Source organism: Streptomyces violaceus (genome assembly GCF_036014075.1).
Classification (GTDB): domain Bacteria; phylum Actinomycetota; class Actinomycetes; order Streptomycetales; family Streptomycetaceae; genus Streptomyces; species Streptomyces violaceus.
The window spans coordinates 5,093,240-5,113,835 of record NZ_CP107911.1; the positions used below are offsets into that span (position 1 = coordinate 5,093,240).

General features: G+C 71.7%; 18 protein-coding genes. 14 read left to right on the forward strand and 4 right to left on the reverse strand.

Annotated features, from left to right (window positions below; translation table 11 throughout):
* The first annotated feature begins 90 nt into the window (after nt 1-90).
* Nucleotides 91-1,740, forward strand: a complete 1,650-nt coding sequence (locus OG542_RS23085) for a FadD3 family acyl-CoA ligase (RefSeq protein ID WP_328413488.1) — start codon at nt 91-93, stop codon at nt 1,738-1,740.
* Here OG542_RS23085 and OG542_RS23090 read toward each other — a convergent pair.
* Nucleotides 1,683-2,609 (reverse strand): SMP-30/gluconolactonase/LRE family protein, encoded by a 927-nt coding sequence (locus tag OG542_RS23090; protein WP_328413489.1) that lies wholly within the window; start codon nt 2,607-2,609, stop codon nt 1,683-1,685. The genes OG542_RS23085 and OG542_RS23090 overlap by 58 nt on opposite strands.
* Nucleotides 2,610-2,939: 330 nt before the next feature.
* Here OG542_RS23090 and OG542_RS23095 point away from each other — a divergent pair, with 330 nt between their 5' ends.
* Both OG542_RS23095 and OG542_RS23100 read left to right on the forward strand, forming a co-directional pair.
* Entirely contained in the window at nt 2,940-5,942 is a 3,003-nt protein-coding gene (locus OG542_RS23095; RefSeq protein WP_328413490.1) for an AfsR/SARP family transcriptional regulator, read from the forward strand.
* A 228-nt stretch (nt 5,943-6,170) separates the two neighbouring features.
* Entirely contained in the window at nt 6,171-6,356 is a 186-nt protein-coding gene (locus tag OG542_RS23100) for a hypothetical protein (RefSeq protein ID WP_328413491.1), read from the forward strand.
* Nucleotides 6,357-6,430: 74 nt separating this feature from the next.
* Here OG542_RS23100 and OG542_RS23105 read toward each other — a convergent pair whose 3' ends face one another.
* Nucleotides 6,431-7,072: an ATP-binding protein gene (locus OG542_RS23105; RefSeq protein ID WP_328413492.1), complete on the reverse strand. Its 642-nt coding sequence runs from the start codon at nt 7,070-7,072 to the stop codon at nt 6,431-6,433.
* A gap of 123 nt (nt 7,073-7,195) precedes the next feature.
* Between OG542_RS23105 and OG542_RS23110 the strand changes: the two genes are divergently transcribed.
* The 9 genes from OG542_RS23110 (at nt 7,196) to OG542_RS23150 (ending at nt 16,880) form a co-directional block, all read left to right on the forward strand.
* Nucleotides 7,196-8,047: a helix-turn-helix domain-containing protein gene (locus tag OG542_RS23110; RefSeq protein WP_328413493.1), complete on the forward strand. Its 852-nt coding sequence runs from the start codon at nt 7,196-7,198 to the stop codon at nt 8,045-8,047.
* Nucleotides 8,028-8,231, forward strand: coding sequence for a DUF397 domain-containing protein (locus OG542_RS23115; protein ID WP_328413494.1), 204 nt, complete (start codon nt 8,028-8,030; stop codon nt 8,229-8,231). Before OG542_RS23110 ends, OG542_RS23115 begins: the two co-directional genes overlap by 20 nt.
* 61 nt (nt 8,232-8,292) lie before the next feature.
* Nucleotides 8,293-9,219: an endonuclease domain-containing protein gene (locus OG542_RS23120; protein WP_328413495.1), complete on the forward strand. Its 927-nt coding sequence runs from the start codon at nt 8,293-8,295 to the stop codon at nt 9,217-9,219.
* A 162-nt stretch (nt 9,220-9,381) separates the two neighbouring features.
* Nucleotides 9,382-10,623 carry an amidohydrolase family protein gene (locus OG542_RS23125; RefSeq protein ID WP_328413496.1) on the forward strand — a complete coding sequence of 414 codons (1,242 nt, stop codon included), beginning with the start codon at nt 9,382-9,384 and terminating at the stop codon, nt 10,621-10,623.
* 14 nt (nt 10,624-10,637) lie between these two features.
* On the forward strand, nt 10,638-11,540 hold the full coding sequence (locus OG542_RS23130; RefSeq protein WP_328413497.1) for a TIGR03619 family F420-dependent LLM class oxidoreductase: 903 nt from the start codon (nt 10,638-10,640) through the stop codon (nt 11,538-11,540).
* 8 nt (nt 11,541-11,548) lie between these two features.
* Nucleotides 11,549-12,319 carry an SDR family NAD(P)-dependent oxidoreductase gene (locus OG542_RS23135; RefSeq protein WP_328413498.1) on the forward strand — a complete coding sequence of 257 codons (771 nt, stop codon included), beginning with the start codon at nt 11,549-11,551 and terminating at the stop codon, nt 12,317-12,319.
* A gap of 116 nt (nt 12,320-12,435) precedes the next feature.
* Nucleotides 12,436-13,554 carry an LLM class flavin-dependent oxidoreductase gene (locus OG542_RS23140; RefSeq protein WP_328348038.1) on the forward strand — a complete coding sequence of 373 codons (1,119 nt, stop codon included), beginning with the start codon at nt 12,436-12,438 and terminating at the stop codon, nt 13,552-13,554.
* 90 nt (nt 13,555-13,644) lie between these two features.
* Nucleotides 13,645-15,375 carry an N-acyl-D-amino-acid deacylase family protein gene (locus OG542_RS23145; RefSeq protein WP_328413499.1) on the forward strand — a complete coding sequence of 577 codons (1,731 nt, stop codon included), beginning with the start codon at nt 13,645-13,647 and terminating at the stop codon, nt 15,373-15,375.
* A 20-nt stretch (nt 15,376-15,395) separates the two neighbouring features.
* The gene (locus OG542_RS23150; RefSeq protein ID WP_328418061.1) at nt 15,396-16,880 is read left to right on the forward strand and encodes an aldehyde dehydrogenase family protein; all 1,485 of its coding nucleotides are present in this window, start codon (nt 15,396-15,398) and stop codon (nt 16,878-16,880) included.
* Nucleotides 16,881-16,886: 6 nt separating this feature from the next.
* Here the strand turns inward: OG542_RS23150 and OG542_RS23155 are convergent, their stop codons facing one another.
* Together OG542_RS23155 and OG542_RS23160 are read right to left on the reverse strand one after the other, a co-directional pair.
* Nucleotides 16,887-17,279, reverse strand: a complete 393-nt coding sequence (locus OG542_RS23155; protein ID WP_328413500.1) for a nitroreductase/quinone reductase family protein — start codon at nt 17,277-17,279, stop codon at nt 16,887-16,889.
* A 149-nt stretch (nt 17,280-17,428) separates the two neighbouring features.
* Nucleotides 17,429-18,934: a CehA/McbA family metallohydrolase gene (locus OG542_RS23160; RefSeq protein WP_328413501.1), complete on the reverse strand. Its 1,506-nt coding sequence runs from the start codon at nt 18,932-18,934 to the stop codon at nt 17,429-17,431.
* A 379-nt stretch (nt 18,935-19,313) separates the two neighbouring features.
* On the opposite strand from OG542_RS23160, the gene OG542_RS23165 reads away from it, so the two are divergent.
* Together OG542_RS23165 and OG542_RS23170 are read left to right on the forward strand one after the other, a co-directional pair.
* Nucleotides 19,314-20,159 carry an LLM class F420-dependent oxidoreductase gene (locus OG542_RS23165; RefSeq protein WP_328413502.1) on the forward strand — a complete coding sequence of 282 codons (846 nt, stop codon included), beginning with the start codon at nt 19,314-19,316 and terminating at the stop codon, nt 20,157-20,159.
* A gap of 205 nt (nt 20,160-20,364) precedes the next feature.
* Complete coding sequence (locus OG542_RS23170; RefSeq protein WP_328413503.1) at nt 20,365-20,571, forward strand: hypothetical protein; 207 nt, start codon at nt 20,365-20,367, stop codon at nt 20,569-20,571.
* Nucleotides 20,572-20,596: the final 25 nt, after the last annotated feature.

Sequence of the window (20,596 nt, forward strand, 5' to 3'; positions counted from 1 at the left end):
CGTCACTGACAGGTCGTCAGGTTACCGCTAATCTGACGGGCAGTCAGCTACGGTGCGGGCTACTACTCGGGCTACCGCTGGAGGCGTGCGGTGCGAGCGGATACGGCATGGGAGAGCGTTCCGGACCTGGTCCGGGCGGCGGCCGAGCGGTACGCGGACGTCGAGGCGGTCGTCGAGGGCCGCACCCGGATCACCTACGCGGAACTGGGCGCACGCGTGGAGCGCGCGGCGGCGGCCTGCCTGGCCAACGGGGTCGGGCCGGGCGACCGGGTCGGCATCTGGGCGCCGAACACCCTGGACTGGATCGTCGCGGCACTGGGCGCGGTGTCGGCGGGCGGCGTGCTGGTCCCGCTCAACACCCGGTTCAAGGGCGCGGAGGCGGCGGACGTCCTGCGGCGCGGCGGGGCGCGGCTGCTGTTCGTGACGGGCACCTTCCTCGGCACCTCGTACGTGGCGTCGCTGCGGCGAGCGGCGGGGGAGGGCCCGGGCGCCGGCCCGCTGCCCGGCCTGCCGGACCTGGAACGCGTGGTCGTGCTCTCCGAGGACGCTCCCGCCGAATTCCTCACCTGGAAGGACTTCCTGGCGAGCGGAGAGGGGGTGGGGTCGGCGGACGTGCGCGCGAGGGCGGACGCGGTCGCCGGAGCCAGTCCCTCGGACATCATCTTCACCTCGGGCACGACGGGCCGCCCCAAGGGCGCCGTGATCACCCACGCGCAGACGCTGCGGGCGTACGACATCTGGAGCGAGCTGGCGGGCCTGGCCGAAGGCGACCGGTACCTCATCGTCAACCCCTTCTTCCACACCTTCGGCTACAAGGCCGGGGTGATCGCCTGCCTGATGCGGGGCGCGACGATGATCCCCCAGCCGGTGTTCGGCGTGAACACGGTCCTGGCCAACATCGCCGCGGAACGCGTCTCCGTGCTCCCCGGCCCCCCGACCCTCCTCCAGTCCCTCCTGGACCACCCGGCACGCGACGCGCACGACCTGTCGGCCCTGCGCCTGGTGGTGACGGGAGCGGCGGTGGTGCCGCTGCGGCTGGTCGAGCGCCTGCGCGCCGAACTCGGCATCGGCACGGTCCTGACCGCGTACGGCCTCTCCGAAGCGGGCGGAGTGGTCACCATGTGCCGGCGCGGCGACGACCCGACGGTGATCGCGTCGACGTCGGGCCGGGCCATTCCCGGCACGGAGGTACGGGTCGTGGACCCGCAGGGGCTGCCCTTGGAACCCGGGGCGCCGGGCGAGGTCCTGGTCCGCGGCTTCAACGTCATGACCGGCTACTACGAGGACGAACCGGCCACCGCCGAGGTGCTCTCGGCGGACGGCTGGCTGCGCACGGGCGACGTCGGCGTCCTGGACCCCGAGGGCAACCTGCGCATCACCGACCGCCTCAAGGACATGTTCATCGTCGGCGGCTTCAACGCCTACCCCGCCGAGATAGAGCAACTCCTGGGCCTCCACCCGGACGTGGCGGACGTGGCGGTGATCGGCGTACCGGACGCCCGGCTCGGGGAGGTCGGCAGGGCGTACGTCGTACGACGGCCGGGCGCGTTGGTCACGGGCGACGACCTGATCGCCTGGTCACGGCGGGAGATGGCGAACTACAAGGTCCCGCGGGCGGTGGAGTTCGTGGCGGAACTGCCGCGGAACGCGAGCGGGAAGGTCCTGAAGGGGGCGCTGCGGGCTCAGGGTCCGGCCGGTGGCAGGGGCGGGGTCCCGGTCACGGACATGACGAGGGAGTAGAGGGTGGTGTCGGCGGCGATGAACATCCGGTTCCGCCGGGCGCCGCCGAACCGGATGTTGGCGACGGTGCCGGGGACCAGGATGCGGCCGAGGAGGGTGCCGTCGGGGTCGTAGCAGTGCACGCCGCCGTGCATGGCGCCGGCCCAGAGCCGCCCCTCGTCATCGAACCGGATGTTGTCGAAGCTGCCGTTCGCGCACTCGGCGAAGACCTCGCCGCCGGTGAGGGTGCCGTCGTCCCGGACGTCGAAGACGCGGATGTGGTTGGCGAGGCTGTCCGACACGTACAGCCGGTGCTCGTCGGGGTCGAACACGAGCCCGTTGGGGCCCTGGAACCCGTCGGCCACCAGCCGCACCTCACCGCTGCCGGGGTCGACGCGGTAGACGTTCCGGGCGCCGATCTCGCTCTCGCCCCGATGGCCCTCGTAGTCGGTCGCGATCCCGAACTCGGGGTCGGAGAACCACACCGACCCGTCGGACTTCACGACGGCGTCGTTCGGGCTGTTGAGCCGCTTCCCCCGGAACCGCTCGGCGATCACGGTGACCGACCCGTCGTGCTCGGTCCGGGTCACCCGCCGATTGCCCTGCTCACAGGTGATGAGCCGGCCCTGCCCGTCGAGGGTGTTGCCGTTGGGATACCCGGCGGGCGAGCGGAAGACGCCGACGGCCCCGGTGGTCTCGTCCCACCGCAGCAGCCGGTCGTTGGGGATGTCGCTCCAGAGCAGATACCGCCCGGCGGGCACGTACACGGGCCCCTCGGCCCACCGGCACCCCTCGTACAACGCCTCCAGCCTCGAGTCCCCGGCCTGACACCTGCCGGTGCGGAAACGCTCGTCGAGGGTCTCGTACAAGTGCGGTTGCTCGCCGGGCATGGGGGCCGCCTTCATGTGTGCGCCGACTGGTGCTGATCTGCCGGACTCACTATCGCGCGACGTTCGTGGGGCCGTCGCAGCGACACCACCCAACAACTGGAGCATCTGGGCACTCCTGCCTCTTCCTGGCCTGGGCACGGCGCTTGGCCGCCGCGCCCAAATGCTCCAACTCCCCCTCAAGAACGGCCTCTGCTGCTTCATGTGCGGAGAGAGTGTGCGGACCTTGTGGACTCCCGTGCGTCGCCCTGTGATCGGTGTCTCCCACGGCTGACGTATCCGCCGCGCACAAGGCAAACTGGCGTGGTTGCTCAGGATGTCTAGGGGGACTGCATGGACGGTGTACCGGACGGTGTGCCGCGCGTACCGGAGCAGCGGCGTCCCGACTCCGCGTCGAAGTCACCGGAGTCGCCGAAGTCGGAGGATCCGGTGGCCTCGACGACGCTGCGCTTCAGCGTGCTCGGACCGGTGCGCGCCTCGCGCGGCGACGAGCCGATCACCACCGGCTCCCCCCAGCAACGCGCCCTGCTCGCCGCCCTGCTGCTGCGCGAGGGCCGTACGGCCACCGCGGCGGAGCTGATCGACGCCCTGTGGGGCGAGGAACCGCCCTCGCAGGCCCTGGCGGCGCTGCGGACGTACGCCTCCCGCCTGCGCAAGGTGCTGGACCCGGGCGTCCTGGTCAGCGAGTCCGGCGGCTACGCGGTGCGCGGCCTCGCCGAGGGCGCCCTCGACCTGGCCGTCGCCCAGGACCTCGCGACCGAGGCGGAGAAGGCCCGGTCGGCGGGCGACCTCTGCCACGCCCGCGACACCCTGCGGCGCTCCCTCGCCCTGTGGGACGGGGAGGCCCTCGCGGGCGTACCGGGCCCGTACGCCGAGGCGCAGCGCGTCCGTCTGGAGGAATGGCGGCTCCAGCTCGTCGAATCCCGCCTGGACATGGACCTGGAGCAGGGCTGCCACGCGGAGGCCGTCTCGGAGCTCACGGCCCTCACCGCCGACCATCCCCTGCGCGAACGGCTCCGCGAGCTGCTGATGCTGGCGCTGTACCGCAGCGGCCGGCAGGCGGAGGCCCTCGCGGTGTACGCCGACACGCGGCGCCTGCTCGCCGACGAACTGGGGGTGGACCCGCGCCCCGGCCTGCGCGAACTGCAGCAGCGCATCCTCCAGGCGGACCCGGGACTCGCGGAGCCCTCCTCCCCGGCCGCCGAGCCCGCCTCCGTCCCGGTCCGCCCGGCCCAGCTGCCGGCGACGGTGCCGGACTTCACCGGCCGCTCCGCCTTCGTGCGCGAGCTCGGCGACATCATGACCGCCGCCGAGGGCCGCGTCATGGCGGTCTCGGCCCTGGCCGGGATCGGCGGCGTGGGCAAGACGACCCTCGCCGTGCACGTGGCCCACCAGGCGCGCGCGGCGTTCCCGGACGGGCAGTTGTACGTCGACCTCCAGGGCGCGGGCGCCCGGTCGGCGGAGCCGGAGACGGTCCTCGGCTCGTTCCTGCGCGCGCTCGGCACGGCCGACTCGGCGATCCCCGACTCCCTGGAGGAGCGCGCGGCCCTGTACCGCTCCGTCCTGGCGGGACGCCGTGTCCTGGTGCTGCTGGACAACGCCCGCGACGCCGCCCAGGTACGCCCCCTGCTGCCCGGCACGGACGGCTGCGCCGCGCTGGTCACCTCACGGGTGCGGATGGTGGACCTGGCGGGCGCCCACCTGGTCGACCTGGACGTGATGTCCCCGGACGAGGCGCTGGCGCTGTTCACGAAGATCGTGGGCGAGGAGCGGGTGGCGTCCGAGCGGAAGGCCGCCCTGGACGTGGTGGCGGCCTGCGGTTTCCTGCCGCTGGCGATCCGCATCGCGGCGTCCCGGCTGGCGGCCCGCCGTACCTGGACGGTGTCGGTCCTCGCGGCGAAGCTCGCCGACGAACGCCGCCGCCTCGACGAACTCCAGGCCGGCGACCTGGCCGTGAAGGCCACCTTCGAGCTGGGCTACGGCCAGCTGGAGCCCGCCCAGGCCCGCGCCTTCCGCCTGCTGGGCCTGGCCGACGGCCCGGACATCTCCCTCCCGGCCGCGGCGGCGGTCCTGGACCTGCCCGTCGAGGACACGGAGGACCTCCTGGAGTCCCTCGTCGACACGTCCCTGCTGGAGTCGGCGGCCCCCGGCCGCTACCGCTTCCACGATCTCGTACGGCTCTACGCGCGTGCGTGCGCGGAACGCGACGAGTGGCCGCCGAGCGAGCGCACGGCGGCGGTGTCGCGGCTGCTGGACTTCTATCTGGCGTCCGCGGCCGGGGTGTACGCGATCGAGCGGCCCGGTGACCGGCTGGTGGACCATCTGGAGCCGACCGCCTATCCGGGGCTGCGGTTCGACGACCGGCACGCGGCGCAGGACTGGCTGTACGCGGAGGCCATCTGCGTCCTCGCGTGCGTACGGCAGTCCGCGGGGCAGCCGGAGACGCTTCCCCGGGCGATCGATCTGCTGTGGGCCGCGCACGACCTCTCCGAGTCGGGCGCCAACTCCAGGGAGTACGAGGCGACGGCCACGGCGCTCCTGGAGGCGGCCCGGCTGCACGGCCTGGGGCGGGCGGAGGCCCGGGCGCTGACGACGCTCGTCAGCGTCCACCATGTGAGCGGCCGTTTCGAGCGGGCGGACCAGGAGGCGGAACGGGCCATCCTCCTCGCCCAGGAGGCCGACGACCTGCTGCCCGTCTGCTGGGCCCGCAACGCGCGCGGCATCATCGCGCTGTACCAGAACCGGCACGAGGACGGCGAGGAACACCTCTCCCGGGCCATCGAGCACTTCCGGGCCCTGGACAACCGGCCCGGCGAGGCCGCCGCGCTGTGCAACCTGTCCCGGATCCATCTCGCGACCGGGCGGACCCAGAGCGCGGTCGCGCTGGCCCAGGAGGGCATCGCCATCTACGACGCCATGGGCAACTCCCTGCGCGGGGCCAACGCCCGCTACGCGCTCGGCCTCGCCCTCACCCAGAGCGGTGAGCTGGGCAACGCGGCCGACCGGCTCCAGGAAGCGGTGGAGGTGTTCCGCGACAGCAGGCAGCGCCTCTGGGAGGGCATGAGCCTGTTCCGGCTGGCCGAGCTGGATCTCGCCGCCCGCCGCCCCGCGCAGGCCGCCTCGAATGCCGAGAGGGCCCTCACCGTGCTCCGCGGCATCGGCGGGGAGTGGCGGCGTGGCAACGTCCTCACCGTCCTCGGCCGGGCGCTCAGCGGCATAGGGCAGACGGGCAGGGCCCAGGTCTGCTGGCAGGAAGCGGCCGGGATCTACGAGGAGCTGGGCGCGCCCGAGGCCGCCGAGGTGCGCGCGTTGCTGTCCCCGGTGCGGGCGGCCTGAGGCCGGGCCGCCGGCTCGGTCGGCGCGTTCATCGTTCGTTTATCGCTCCACGCCATGCTTGACGTAGTCGATCCGTCGCGTCGGGGGGCAGACGGGTCACTCACTGGGCCGCGCACCTCAGCACTAGGGTGAACGGCCCGGGCGGGCCCGCCCGGCCACCCTCGGGGGAGTGACCGGGCGGGCCCGCGGACCTCAGTACTCGACCCACGCCAAGGAGAGTTGACGATCATGGGCGACGAGCTCAAGCCGCAGGACCTGCACGCGACGGACGCGAAGGCCGGCGAGGTGTCGACGGAGGACCCGCACGCCACGGACGAGGGCGCGGTGAAGAAGCAGGACATGCACGCCACCGACGAGCCGCTCGAGACGAAGGACATGCACGCCACGTCGGAGCCCTTCAAGCCGACGAAGTAAGCCACAACCACACGGGGTTCGGCCGCGGCGGCGCGGAGGGGGAGCCGTCGCGGCCGATGCATGTCCGGAACCGCTCATCTGGTTCCCGCGGGCTCGTCTCCCGCCAGCTCACACCAGACCGTCTTGCCCGCCTCCCCCTGCTCGACGCCCCACCGCAACGCCACCGCGCCGAGAAGGGCCAGGCCGCGCCCGGTCTCGTCATCGGCACCGGCGTGCCGGAGGACGGGCAGGCCGCGGGGGTCGGGGTCGCTGACCTCGACGCGGGTCCGGCCGCCGGAGCGAGTCACACGAACCCTCACCGGGGCGCCCTCCCCGACGTGCCGGATGACGTTGCCGACCAGTTCCGTGACGCACAACTGCACATCGGCGCAGGGCCCACCCAGACATGCGCGCAGAGTGCGGCGCAACTCGGGTACGACCTCGGGTGCGACGGCCAGCCCGAGATCCAGCAGCACGGATGCGTCGGCCCGGCCGGTTCCCCACAACACGCCGATCAGCCGGCGTGCCGTCTCGGTGTTGCAGTTGCCGAGCGTGACCAGCCCTGCTGTCCCACCGTGCGCCCCCGCGAACGTCGGTACTTCGACGCGCAGGGACGGAAGCGTGATGCCGTGCACGGAAAGGGCGGACTTCAGGTCGTCCACGCACCGGTCCGCGTCGTCGGGCGAGGCGGCGAAGAGGGTACTGGTGGTCGCGATGGCGGGGTGAGCGTTGCGCATGAGGGGCCTTTCCCGTGTTCACATGCGTTCTGTGACGAATCAGTCACACAGTGCCGCCAAGTCCCCTACCGTGGGGAGGCTTTCGACTGCGCAAGAGCAACTGGCAAACGGCGGTGATGAGCTGTGCCCCCACGCAAGGACCCCGACGCGTCGGCCAACGTTCCCTCCTTCTACGGCGCCGAGTTGCGCTACCAGCGGGAGCTCGCGGGCCTGACCCTGGAGCAGCTGGCCGAAGGGAGCTTCCGCGGCGTGCCGTTCCTGAGCCAGATCGAGCGCGGCGAGCGGCGCATGCCGCTGGATCTGGCCCGGCACGTCGACAAGGTGCTGAAGACGGACGGCTTCTTCGAGCGGCGTTGCGAAGACGCCCGCAAGGCCCGGCAGTCGGGCCATGCCGAGTACTTCGCCGACGTGGCGGAGATGGAGCGGCACGCGGAGACGATCGAGGACTGGGCCCCGATGCTGGTGCCCGGCCTGTTGCAGACCAAGGCCTACGCGGAGGCGGTGGTCCACACGTCGCTGCCGTGGCTCGCCCCCGAGACGGTCGACAGGCAGGTCCGTGCCCGCCTGGAGCGCGCGGAGATCTGGGCGGGCGAGGAGCGCCCGGCGTTCTGGGCGATCCTGCACGAAGGGCTGGTCCACAAGGCCTTGCTGCCCCCGGCGGAGATGGCCGCGCAACTGGAGCACATCGCGCACGTGGTCCGCTCCACGCAGGGTGTTCTGCAGATCGTCCCGGAAACGGCGCACGCCCACCCGTTCATGATGGGCATGATGCGGATCATGACCTTCCCGGACGCCCCGCCGGTGGCCTATACGGAAGGTCTCCACAATGGCCAACTCATCGATTATCCGGCCCTCGTGAAGAACTACCGCAGGTCGTACGATCTGCTCAGGGCCGCGGCACTCCCGCCGGAGGCGTCCCTGACCATGATCGAACAAGCGGCAGAGGACTACCGACATGGCAATCACCGCAGATGACCTGGGTGCGGTTGTGTGGCGCAAGAGCAGCTACAGCAATGGCAGTGGCGGCGAGTGCGTCGAGGCCGCGGACGGGCTCTCGGGCGTGATACCGGTGCGTGACTCGAAGGTGTCGGACGCCGGCCCGGTGCTTCTCTTCCGGGCCCCCGCCTGGACGGCCTTCCTCACCTCCCTGAAGGGCTGACTCGCCCCGGGAGTTATCCACAGGCCGCCAACCCGTGCCGGATTCCTGCGATCTTGGCGGCATGGACGAACGAAGGGCGTTGCGGGAGCTGGCGCAGGGTGGCGTGCTGCTGACGTGCCGTGCCCTGGAGTCCGGGTGGCCCCGGCGCAGTCTCACCCGTGCTCTCCGGTCGGAGGGCTGGGGGCGGCTTCAGGCGGGGGCCTGGGTGGAGCCGGGGCAAGCCGCTGATCTGCCCACCCGGCTCAGAGCCGTCCAGCTTCTCAACCAGCGGCTCGTCGTGAGTCACTCCTCCGCTGCCGCCCTCTGGCGGATCGAGACGCTCGCCGCGACCGCGAAAGCGCCCTTGGAGTTCTTCGACCCCGCACTCAGCTTCCGGGGCAAGGCCCAGGACGTGCGCGTGCGCCGGATGCTCCTCGACCCCGGCGACGTGGCGCTGCGATATGGCCTGCGGATCACAAGCCCCGTACGGACCCTCACCGACCTGCTTCGCTCCCTGCCGAGGGACGACGCGATCGTCGCCCTGGAGTCGGCGGTGACCCACCGCCGGGTCGGCGGGGCGCGCAGGGCACCGGTCGCCAAGCTGGACGCGGTGGCGGCGGCGCTGGCTGTCCCTTCGCAGGGGTCGGCGAGGGCCCGCCGCCGGCTCGGACTGTGCGATCCCCGGGCCGGGTCGCCGGCCGAGACCATCGCCCGCCTGCGCATGGCCGACTCCGGCCTCCGGCCCGAGAGCCAGATCGAACTGTTCACCCCGCTCGGTCGCCGAGTCGTCCTCGACTTCCTCTTCCGGCGTGAAGGGCTGGCGGTCGAGATCGAGGGCTACGCCTACCACGGCACCCGCGAGGCGCACCGGAGGGACGTCTCCCGCTTCAATCAGGTCCTCCAGTGCCCCGAGGTGCGCGGTCTGCTGCGCTTCACCGCCCAGGACGTGTTCCGGGAGCCCGACCGGATGATCTCGGAGATTCGGGCGGCCCTGATCGTCTCGAACTAAGGATGGAGGGGGATCGGAGCGTATGGGCCAGCGGATCAGCGGTAGGCCCAGGTGGCTGGGAGAGGGCGGCGCCCGAACGCGCCAGTCGCATCGTCGCCCAGTTGCCCAGTCGCCCGGAACTTGTAGCTGACGATCCGTCAGATCGGCGCTACCGTGAGCGCCATGGACACCCACGACAGCTCGTTTCCGCTGATCATCTCCGTGGACGACCACACCGTGGAGCCCGCGACCGTCTGGCAGGACCGGCTTCCGGAGAAGTACCGGGACGTCGGACCCCGGATCGTCCGTGCGCCCGTGAAGGAGATGACCTTCCTCGGCGGCCGCTTCAAGCCCGTGATGGGACAGCCCGGCGACGACGGCCCGGTCGGTGACTGGTGGGTCTACGAAGACCTCCGCCGGCCCCTGACCCGCCTCGACACCGCCGTGGGGTACGACAGGGACGAGATACGCCTCGAAGTCATCACGTACGAGCAGATGCGGCCCGGCTCCTACGACGTCCCCGCCCGGCTCGCCGACATGGACGTCAACCACGTCCAGTCCGCCCTGTGCTTCCCGACCTTCCCGCGCTTCTGCGGCCAGACCTTCACCGAGGCCAAGGACCACGAACTGGGCCTGCTCTGCGTCCGTGCCTACAACGACTGGATGCTGGAGGAGTGGTGCGGCCCGGAAGCGCACGGGCGGCTCATCCCCCTGCCCCTCATACCGCTGTGGGACGCGGAGCTCGCGGCGGCCGAGGTCCGGCGCAACGCCGCGCGCGGGGCCCGCGCCGTCGCCTTCTCCGAGATACCGCCCTACCTCGGGCTCCCCTCCATCCACACCGACGGCTGGGACCCCTTCCTCGCCGCCTGCGCCGAGACCGGCACGGTCGTCGCCATGCACATCGGCTCCTCCAGCCGTATGCCCTCCACCTCCGCCGACGCCCCGCCCGCCGTCGGCTCCACCATCACCTACGCCAACTGCTGCTTCTCGATGGTCGACTGGCTGATGAGCGGCAAGTTCGAGCAGTTCCCCGGCCTCAAGGTCATGTACGCCGAGGGGCAGATCGGCTGGATCCCCTACATCCTCGAGCGGGCCGACGTGGTCTGGGAGGAGAACCGGGGCTGGGGCGGCGTCGCCGACAAGGTGCACCGGCCGCCGTCCGAGCTCTTCGCCGAGCACGTCTACGGCTGCTTCTTCGACGACGCCTTCGGGCTGCGCAACCTCGACTCCATCGGCGTCGGGAACGTGCTCTACGAGACCGACTACCCGCACTCCGACAGCACCTGGCCCAAGTCCCGCGAGGTCGGCGAGGCGCAGATGGGGCACCTGGCGCCTGAGGTCGTGGAGCGGATCGTGCGGGGGAACGCCATCGAGCTGCTCGGACTCACGGACGAGGGGCTGTGGCCGGGTGGTGGCGTCCGGTGAGCCTGCGGTACGGGATGCAGCTTCCCGTCCAGTCGCAGAGCACCCTCTACGCCGAGCCCTGGGAGGCGGAGGCCGGTCCCGAGGACCTGCTGCACATCGCCCGCGCCGCCGACCGGTCCGGCTTCGCCTACCTGGCGAGCTGCGACCACGTCGGCATCCCGCGCCGGCTGGCCGCCGCGATGAGCACCATCTGGTACGACCCCGTCGCCACGCTCGCCTTCCTGGCCGCCGCCACCGAACGCGTCCGGCTGCTCAGCCATGTCGCGGTCGTCGGGCTGCGGCACCCCCTGCTCACCGCCAAGCAGTACGCCACGCTCGACCACCTCAGCGGAGGCCGGCTGCTCCTCGGGGTCGGTGCCGGACACGTCCAGGAGGAGTTCGAGGCCCTGGGGGTGGACTTCCGGCAGCGCGGCGCGGTGCTCGACGAGTGCCTCGACGCCCTGCGGGCCGCCCTCGGACCCGACGAGTTCCCCGAACACCACGGCAAGCTGTACGACTTCGAGGGACTCGGCCAGCGGCCCCGCCCGGCGCAGGACCGCGTCCCGCTGTGGGTCGGCGGCTCCTCGCCCGCCGCCGTACGACGGGCCGCGCTCAAGGGCGACGGCTGGCTGCCGCAGGGGGATCCGAGGGACCGGCTGCCCGCGCAGATCACACGGATACGGGAGCTGCGCGAAGAGGCAGGTGTCCAGGGCGCGTTCACCGTGGGCGCCATCAGCGAGCCGCTGTACGTCGGCTCGCCCCGCTGGTACGTGGGCCGCAGGACCCTCACCGGCACTCCACAGGAGCTCGCCGAGTCGCTGCGGGCCTACCGGGCGATGGGCGTGCACCAGATCCAGGTGCGGTTCCGCAGCCGGAGCCGGACCGAACTCACCGACCAGATCGCGGCGTTCGGCGCCGAGGTCGCCCCCCACCTGTGAGGAGATCCATGGGCAAGCTCGACGGACGGGTCGTCATCGTCACCGGCGCCGCGCGCGGCCAGGGCGAGCAGGAGGCCCGGCTGTTCGCCGCCGAGGGCGCACGGGTGGTCGTCGCCGACGTCCTCGACGACCAGGGCGAGGCCCTCGCGAAGGAGATCGGCGCCCGGTACGTCCATCTCGACGTGGGCCGGGAGGACGACTGGCAGGCCGCCGTCGCCACCGCCAAGGACGCCTACGGTCATGTCGACGGGCTGGTCAACAACGCCGGCATCCTGCGCTTCAACTCCCTCCTCGACACACCGCTCGACGAGTTCATGCAGGTCGTCCAGGTCAACCAGGTGGGCTGCTTCCTCGGCATCAGGGCGGTCGCCCCGGAGATGGCCGACGGGGGCACCATCGTCAACACCGCCTCCTACACCGGCCTGACCGGGATGGCGGCGGTGGGTGCGTACGCGGCGACCAAACACGCCGTCCTCGGCCTCACCAGGGTGGCCGCGCTGGAGCTGGCCGGGCGGGGGATACGAGTCAACGCCGTTTGCCCGGGCGCCATCGACACGGCGATGTCCAACCCGGCGCGCCTGGACCCGGACGCCGACCTGGAGGAGACGGCGAAGGGTCTCGACCGGCTCTACCGCAAGCTCGTGCCGCTGGGGCGGGTCGGGCAGCCGGAGGAGGTGGCCAGGCTCGCCCTGTTCCTCACCTGCGAGGACTCGTCGTACATCACGGGGCAGCCGTTCGTGATCGACGGCGGGTGGCTGGCGGGCGTCAGTGTCATCTGAACGACCTTCAGCGAGCGGACGGGGCGTCAGCTATTGACGCTCCCGGGGGCCGGTGGAACAGTCGGAGCCATGAATCTGACGGCTCGTCAGAAGTGACCGTGGGGCGGTGGATCTCCGTGGAATTCGGGCTCTTCGTACAGGGATACGTGGGCAAGCGGGCCGAGACCGACCCGCTCGCCGAACACAAGGCGCTGATGGAGGAGACCGAGTACGTCATCCAGGCGGACAAGTCGGGCTTCAAGTACGCCTGGGCCTCCGAGCACCACTTCCTGGAGGAGTACTCGCACCTCTCCGCCAACGACGTCTTCCTCGGGTACCTGGCGCACGCCACCGAGCGGATCCATCTCGGCTCGGGGATCTTCAACCCGCTCGCCCCGGTCAACCACCCGGTGAAGGTCGCAGAGAAGGTCGCCATGCTCGACCATCTCAGCGAGGGGCGGTTCGAGTTCGGCAGCGGGCGGGGTGCGGGGTCGCACGAGATCCTGGGCTTCCTGCCGGGGATCACCGACATGAACCACACCAAGGAACTCTGGGAAGAGACCATCGCCGAGTTCCCCAAGATGTGGCTTCAGGACGAGTACGCCGGCTTCCAGGGCAAGCACTGGTCGCTGCCGCCGAGGAAGATCCTGCCGAAGCCGTACGGGAAGTCCCACCCGGCGATGTGGTACGCGGCCGGGTCGCCGCCGTCGTACGCCATGGCCGCGAGGAAGGGGCTCGGCGTGCTCGGCTTCAGCGTGCAGAAGGTCTCCGACATGGAGTGGGTGCTGGAGCAGTACAAGACGGCGGTGGTGGACGCGGAGCCTGTGGGTGACTTCGTCAACGACAACGTGATGGTGACGACCACGGCGATCTGTGCGCCGACGCATGCGGAGGCCGTGCGGATCGCGGCGAGTGGTGGGCTCCATTACCTGCCGTCGCTGGTGTTCCGGTACCACGACACGTTTCCCCGGCCCGAGGGGTTTCCGGTGTGGCCCGAGACGCTGCCGGCGTACACCGAGGAGTTCATCGAGGTGCTCATCGAGGAGGAGTTGCTGATCTGCGGGGATCCGGACGAGGTGCTGCGGCAGTGTGAGCGGTGGGAGCGGGCCGGGGCGGATCAGTTGAGTTTCGGGTTGCCGGTGGGGGTGCCGAAGGAGGAGACGTTGCAGACGATCCGGTTGGTCGGGGAGTACGTGATTCCGAAGATCGATACGGATCCTGTGCATCGGACTTCGCGGTTCCGTCAAGGGGCTTGATCGTTCGTCGGCGGGTGCGGGTCGCGTTGTGGCTGATCGCGCAGTTCCCCGCGCCCCTGAAGGGCAACGGACTCAAGGAGTTGAGTGCTCATGCTCGATCACCTCATCAAGGGCGCGACCGTCGTGGACGGGACAGGGGCGCCCTCCTTCACCGCTGACGTCGGCATCAGGGACGGTCGTATTGCCACCGTCGGGACGGTCACCGAGGAAGCCCGCACCACCGAAGACGCCGCCGGCCTCGTCCTCACCCCCGGCTTCGTCGATCCCCACACCCACTACGACGCGCAGCTCTTCTGGGACCCGTACGCCACCCCCTCGCTCAACCACGGCGTCACCACCGTCGCGGGCGGCAACTGCGGGTTCACGCTCGCGCCGTTGAACCCGGACCGCCCCGAGGACGCCGACTACACCCGCCGCATGATGTCCAAGGTCGAGGGCATGGCGCTGGTGGCGTTGGAGGAGGGGGCGCCCTGGAGTTGGCAGTCCTTCGGGGAGTATCTGGATGCCCTGGAGGGGCGGATCGCCGTGAACGCCGGGTTCATGGTGGGGCACTGTGCGCTGCGGCGGTATGTGATGGGGCCGGAGGCGGTGGGCGGGCAGCCGAGTGCGGAGCAGCTCGCCGACATGGTGCGGTTGCTGCGCGAGGCCATGGACGCCGGCGCCTGGGGGTTCTCCACCACCCAGTCGACCAGCCACTCGGACGGCGACGGGCAGCCGGTCGCCTCCCGGCACGCGAAGCCGCGGGAACTGCTGGCCCTGTCGCGGGCCGTCGGTGAGCACGAGGGCACGCAGATCGAGGCGATCGTCGCGGGCTGTCTGGATCAGTTCAGCGACGCCGAGATCGATCTGTTCGTGGAGATGAGCGCGGTGGCGGGGCGGCCGCTGAACTGGAACGTGCTGACGGTCGACGCGGCCGTCCCCGAGCGCGTGCCCCGGCAGCTCCTGGCGAGCGAGCAGGCGCGGAAGGCGGGCGGCCGCGTCGTGGCGCTGACCATGCCGATCCTCACCCCGATGAACATGTCGCTGGGCACGTTCTGTGCGCTGAACCTGATCCCCGGGTGGGGGCCGGTGCTCGCGCTGCCCGTGCCCGAGCGGATCGAGAAGCTGCGCGATCCGGCCGTGCGGGCGGAGCTGCTGCGCCGGGCCACCTCCAAGGAGGCGGGCGTCTTCCGGCGGCTCTCGAACTTCGGGCGGTACGTCATCGGCGACACCTACAGCGACGCGAACGCCGGGCTGACCGGGCGCGTGGTGAAGGACATCGCCGAGGAGCGCGGCCAGGAGCCCTTCGAGTGCCTGGTGGAGATCTGCGCCGTCGACGAGCTGCGTACCGTCCTGTGGCCGATGCCGACCGACAACGACCCGGCGTCCTGGGCGCTGCGGGCGGAGACCTGGCAGCACGAGGACGTGCTGCTCGGCGGGTCCGACGCGGGTGCGCATCTGGACCGGATGTGCGGGGCGCCGTACACGACCCGGTTCCTCGGGGACTGTCTGCGGCGCCGGAAGCTGGTCGGTCTGGAGCAGGCGGTGAAGATGCTGACCGACGATCCGGCCCGGCTCTTCGGCCTGCGGGAGCGGGGGCAGGTGCGGGAGGGCTGGCATGCGGACCTCGTCCTGTTCGACCCGGAGCGGATCGACGCGGGCCCGGCCACCCTGGTGCACGACCTGCCGGGTGACAGCCCGCGGCTGGACTCCCGGGCGCTCGGCGTACGGGCCGTGTGGGTCAACGGCGTCGAGACGATCCGGGACGACGTGGTGACGGGTGCCGTACCGGGCCGTGTGCTGCGTTCCGGTCGGGACACGGAGACGGTGAGCACCAGGTGACCACACGGGCGACGGCACGGATGACGGCACGCCAGGCGTTGTTCGTCGGCGGCTCCTGGGCGGAGCCGGACGGCGGGCACTACGAGGTGATCGACCCGGCGACCGAACAGACCGTCGGGTGGGCGCCGGAGGCCTCGCGGGATCAGGTGCTCGCGGCCTGTGCCGCCGCCCGCGAGGCCTTCGGGCCGTGGTCACGTACCTCGCCGGAGGAACGGGCCGCGGTCCTCGGCCGGGCGGCGCGGATCATCGGCGGCCGTGTCGAGGAGTACGCCGAGCTGGCCCGGGCGGAGACCGGCGCGACCACGGCCACCGCACGCGCCATGCAGGTCGGGGTCGCCGCCGCCCGCTTCCGGCGCTACGCGCGGGTGGAGCCCGCCGAGTGGACCATCCCGCCGCAGATCAACGAGGCCGGACGTGGGGGCACCTCCCACGCCCTTAAGGCAGTGGGGGAGGGCAGGGCAGGCGTGATGGGCGCTCTGGCCGTACGCCAGCCCGTCGGGGTCGTCACCTGCGTCACCTCGTACAACAACCCCTGGGCCAACCCGGCCGGCAAGATCGCGCCCGCCCTGGCGATGGGCAACACGGTCGTGGTGAAGCCGGCACCCCAGGACCCGCTGTCGGTCTACCGGATGGCGGAGGCACTGGAGGCGGCGGGCGTGCCGCCGGGCGTGGTGAACGTGGTCAGCGGAGCGCGGACCGAGGTCGGTGAGGCGGCCGTGGAGTCGCCGGACGTCGACATGGTCAGCTTCACCGGCTCGACGGCCGTCGGACAGCGCATCGCCGAGGTGTGCGGACGCGGTATGAAACGGCAGTTGATGGAACTGGGCGGGAAGGGGGCGGCGGTCGTCTTCGACGACGCCGACATCCGCTCGGCCGTGGCCGGGATCGGGACCACCTTCTCCTTCTACAGCGGCCAGATCTGCACGGCGCCTACGCGGGTGCTGGCGCAGCGCGGGGTGTACGACCGTCTGGTCGAGCAACTGGCCGGATATGCCGACCGGTTGAAGGTCGGTGACCCGGGAGAGCCGGACACGGTGGTGGGGCCGGTGATCTCCGCGGCGCACCGGGACCGCGTGGAGTCGTACGTCGAACTGGGCCGGAAGGAAGGCGCGGTGGTGGTGGCGGGCGGCGAACGTCCCGCCCTTCCCACGGGCTTCTACGTCCCCCCGACCCTCCTCGCCGACGGCACCAACGACATGCGCGTGGCCCGCGAGGAGATCTTCGGCCCGGTCGTGGTCGTCATCCCCTTCGACGACGAGGAGGAGGGCATCGCCCTCGCCAACGACACCGACTACGGCCTCATCGACTACGTCTGGTCGGGGGACGTGGCCCGCGCCTTCCGGGTGGCGCGGCGGCTGCGGGCCGGCGGGGTCGGGATCAACACCGTCGGCCGCAACATGGAGGCCCCCTTCGGCGGCTTCAAGAAGAGCGGGGTCGGCAGGGACGTCGGCTCGTACGCCCTGCACGCGTACAGCGAGGTGCAGGCGATCGTGTGGCCGGGCTGACGCCTCTCAGGTGTCCAGGTCCACCCGCACCGTCAGCAGATTCGTCCCGAACGCCCGCACCCCCAGGCCGTTGAAGCGGGGCAGTCGCCGCAGCCGCGCCACCGGATCGTCGTCCGGCACCAGCCGGGCTGTCCCCGCGTACCACCGCCCCCGGATACGCACCCGCACCCGCGGATCGGCCTGGATGTTGCGGACGTACTGCGACCGCTCACCGAACTCCGACACCAGCCAGAAGACCTCCCCGTCACGCCGCCCGCCCACCGGCGTCTGCCGGAGCACCCCGGACACACGCCCCTTCGTCTCGATGACCGTCTGGAGCGGAAGGCGGCGCAGCAGCGGGTTGATGCGGCGCTGGAAGGCCGTGGCGGCACGGAACCTGACATCGGCGAGGCGGGACATCGTCAGGGGGACTCCTTCGCACACGGCTGCGGGCAGGATGTACATCTGATCACCGCTCCCGGCCGGGCACCAGCAGCGCACCGGTCCAGGCTGCCGGCCGGCCATTGTGATGATCGACCGCTGGAGTCCGGACCTGTTCCGGTACGTCGCTAACGCCCCAGGAAAATCGGGTTCGTGAACGCCGCCAGCGGCCCGGGGATCGGTCCCGCCGCCGCCTCGTGTCGTACCTCGGCCCGTACGTACGCCGCGTACGACGGCGTCGTGCGCCACTCCACGACCCCCGCGCCCGCCACCGGCAGCGGCGGGCTCGTGTGCAGCACGCCCTGGTCGGTGACGAAGCGGACCGTGCAGCGCGGGGCGCCCGTGACCTCCAGGCGGACCGTGACCGGGGTGTCGCGGCCGACGGTGAGCCGCTCGCCGATTCCCGCGTGCTCGCCGCGTCCGCCGGACGCCCGGAACGACAGCGCGACCCGCGCGGACTCGGCGATGTAGGACCGTCCCGCCCGGATGCCCTCCTGGATCGCCTGACGGGTCAGGTCGTCGGCCAGGACGACCGTCTGGGGGCTGCCGACGGGGTCCGGGTCGCGGTGGGCGTCGCTGCTGCCCATCGCCGGGATCCAGCCGCGTTCGCCCCGCACGGACGCCACGAGCATGCTGTCCCAGTCGGCCAGCGTCACCTCGTCGTCGGGCGTGTAGGGGCCGTTCCACACCTCCACCGCGTCCGCCTCGCCGAAGCCGAACTTCCAGTTGCAGCCGACGCAGGTCGCGTGCGGATGGGCCGGGACGACCAGGCCGCCGGCGCGGCGGATCTGGCGGGCGAACCGGCCGAAGCGGTTGTCGCGGGCACGGTAGCGCCAGTCGACGAAGGTGCCCGGGTCGGTGCCGAGCGCCACCACGTGCCCGTTCCGTGTGGTGATCTCCTCGCCCAGCATGACCAGCAGGTCGTCCCCGGCCACATCCGCCCAGTGCGCGTGCGCCGAGTGCGTGTTGTGCTCGGAGGAGTTGATGAAGTCCAGCCCCGCCGCCCGCGCCAGGGCCCCGATCTCGGCGGGGGTGCGGCGGCCGTCGGAGTACCAGGAGTGCAGATGGCAGTCACCCCGGTACCAGGCACGCCCCCGCCCCTTGGCCCGCTCGGGCGGATAGACCGGCTCGACGGCCTCGCCCGGCTCGCCGTACGTCAGCGTGATCGTGATCTCGTACGACAGGCCCTGCGGGGCGACCGTGTACGGGCCGAACGCGATGTGCCAGGTGCCCTCGCGCACCGGGCCCGGGAGGTAGCCGGGCGTCGCGTCGTCGGCGCGGAGGAAGAACTCGGTGCGTGCCCCGCCCGACCAGCCCCTGAAGCCCCGGCCGCCGAGCTCGGTGCCGCGGTCGTCGAAGACGCCGATGTCGAGGGCGTTGCCCGTGGTGCCGGCCGGGACGGACGGCCGGTCGTAGGTGTAGGCGACCTTGATCTCCCGGACCCCGGCCGGGACCTCGACGGGCACGTACACGAAGTCGGGGGAGCCGGGCGGCAGGGTGCCCCGTACCGTTCTGGTCTCCTGGTCCCCGTCTGCCGCTGAAGCGAAGCTCACGCTTCCCAACGTAAGCGCGGCGGCGGCTCCCGTCACGAACAGAGCGCGCCGGGCGAGCCCGCCGTGGTTGTCCTCGCACATGCTGCTGCTCCCAGGGTGTCGTCGGTGACATGGCATGGGTGGTGCGGGGGTGGTGCGTGCAACCGTTGTATTGAGCCGTGAACCGGCGGACAAGGGAAGGGGATGCGGCGGCGGGCAGCGGCGGAACAGGCCGCGCGGGGCGGGGACTTCAGGCGGTGAGACCGGCGTTGGTCTCTCCCCCCCCGGCGGTCGGTGCGGGCGAACCTTCCGCCGGCCCGGGTCTGGCGGTCGCGGCGCCCGGAGCCGCCGGACCAGGGCCCGCGTCCGCGCCGGCCGCATCGGGCCGCGACCGGAACCGGCTCTGCGGCGCTCGCGACGGCCGGATGAGTGCCGACCGGTCGGTATGGACACCTGGGTGTCCCTCGGGTATGGATACGTCATGCGCATCGCCGTAACGATCTTCCTCACCGACGAGACGATCACCCCGACCCGGCTCGCCCGGGAGCTGGAGGGCCGCGGTTTCGCCGGGCTGTATCTGCCCGAGCACACGCACATCCCCGTCGAGCGGACCACCCCGTACCCGGCGGGCGGTGAGCTGCCGCGCGAGTACGGCCGTACCCTCGACGCGTTCGTGGCGCTCGGCCAGGCCGCCGCCGTCACCGGGCGGCTCGGCCTCGGCACGGGCATCACGCTCGTCGCCCAGCACGATCCGATCGACCTGGCCAAGCAGGTCGCGACCCTGGACCACCTGTCCGGCGGCCGGTTCACCCTCGGGATCGGCTTCGGCTGGAACGTCGAGGAGGCCGCCGACCACGGCGTACGGTGGCACACCCGGCGCGAGCTGGGCCGGGACCGGATGGCGCTGATGCGGGCGCTGTGGTCGGAGGAACCGGTCGCGTACGAGGGGGAGTTCGGCGGTGTCCGGGCCAGTCAGGCCCATCCCAAGCCGGTGCGCAAGCCGCGCGGCCCGGTCGTGGGCCCGCGCACGCTGCTCGGCGGGGCCGCCGGGCCCAAGCTGTTCGCCCACATCTGCGAGTACGCGGACGGCTGGCTGCCCATCGGCGGCCGCGGCCTCTCCGAATCCCTGCCGCGACTGCGCACGGCCTGGACCGAAGCGGGCCGTGACCCCGAGGCCCTCCAGGTCGTCCCCTACGCCGTTCACCCGACCCCGGGCAAGCTCGCCCACTACGCCGGCCTCGGCATCGAGGAGGTCGTGGTGCAGCTGCCGCCGGCGGGGGAGGCCGAGGTGCTGAAGGCGCTGGACGCGTACCAGGAGTACCTCTGACAACTCCCCTGTCAGGGAGGCGGGTTCGCCGCTTGTCCCAGCGCCGGCGTGTCCGGGCCGCCTGACGGCAGGCCCTGGCTGGGCGCCCGGAACGATCAGTAAGCTGCGGGCAAAGAGCCGGGTGGGCGAGCACCGGTGCGCGACTGACCATCGCGGCCGACAGGGGTGACCCGCCCGGTTTCCAGCTGCCCTGGGGGGAAACGTCATGAGAATTGCCTGGTTGGCCTGGCTTGTCCGTCACTTCAACGAATACGGCTACAGCCAAGGGTTGTTGCGTGCCGCGATCGGCACTTTGGCCGTGCTCGTGACCGCCGCGCTGGTCTGGTTCGCCCTGCACCGCAACAGACCGGCCGCCATAGCCGCCGCTGGCCTCACGTCCGCCCTGGGGATCGGGTGGCTGGCCTTCCACTGACGGGGCCCGCCCGAGTTGATCAGCG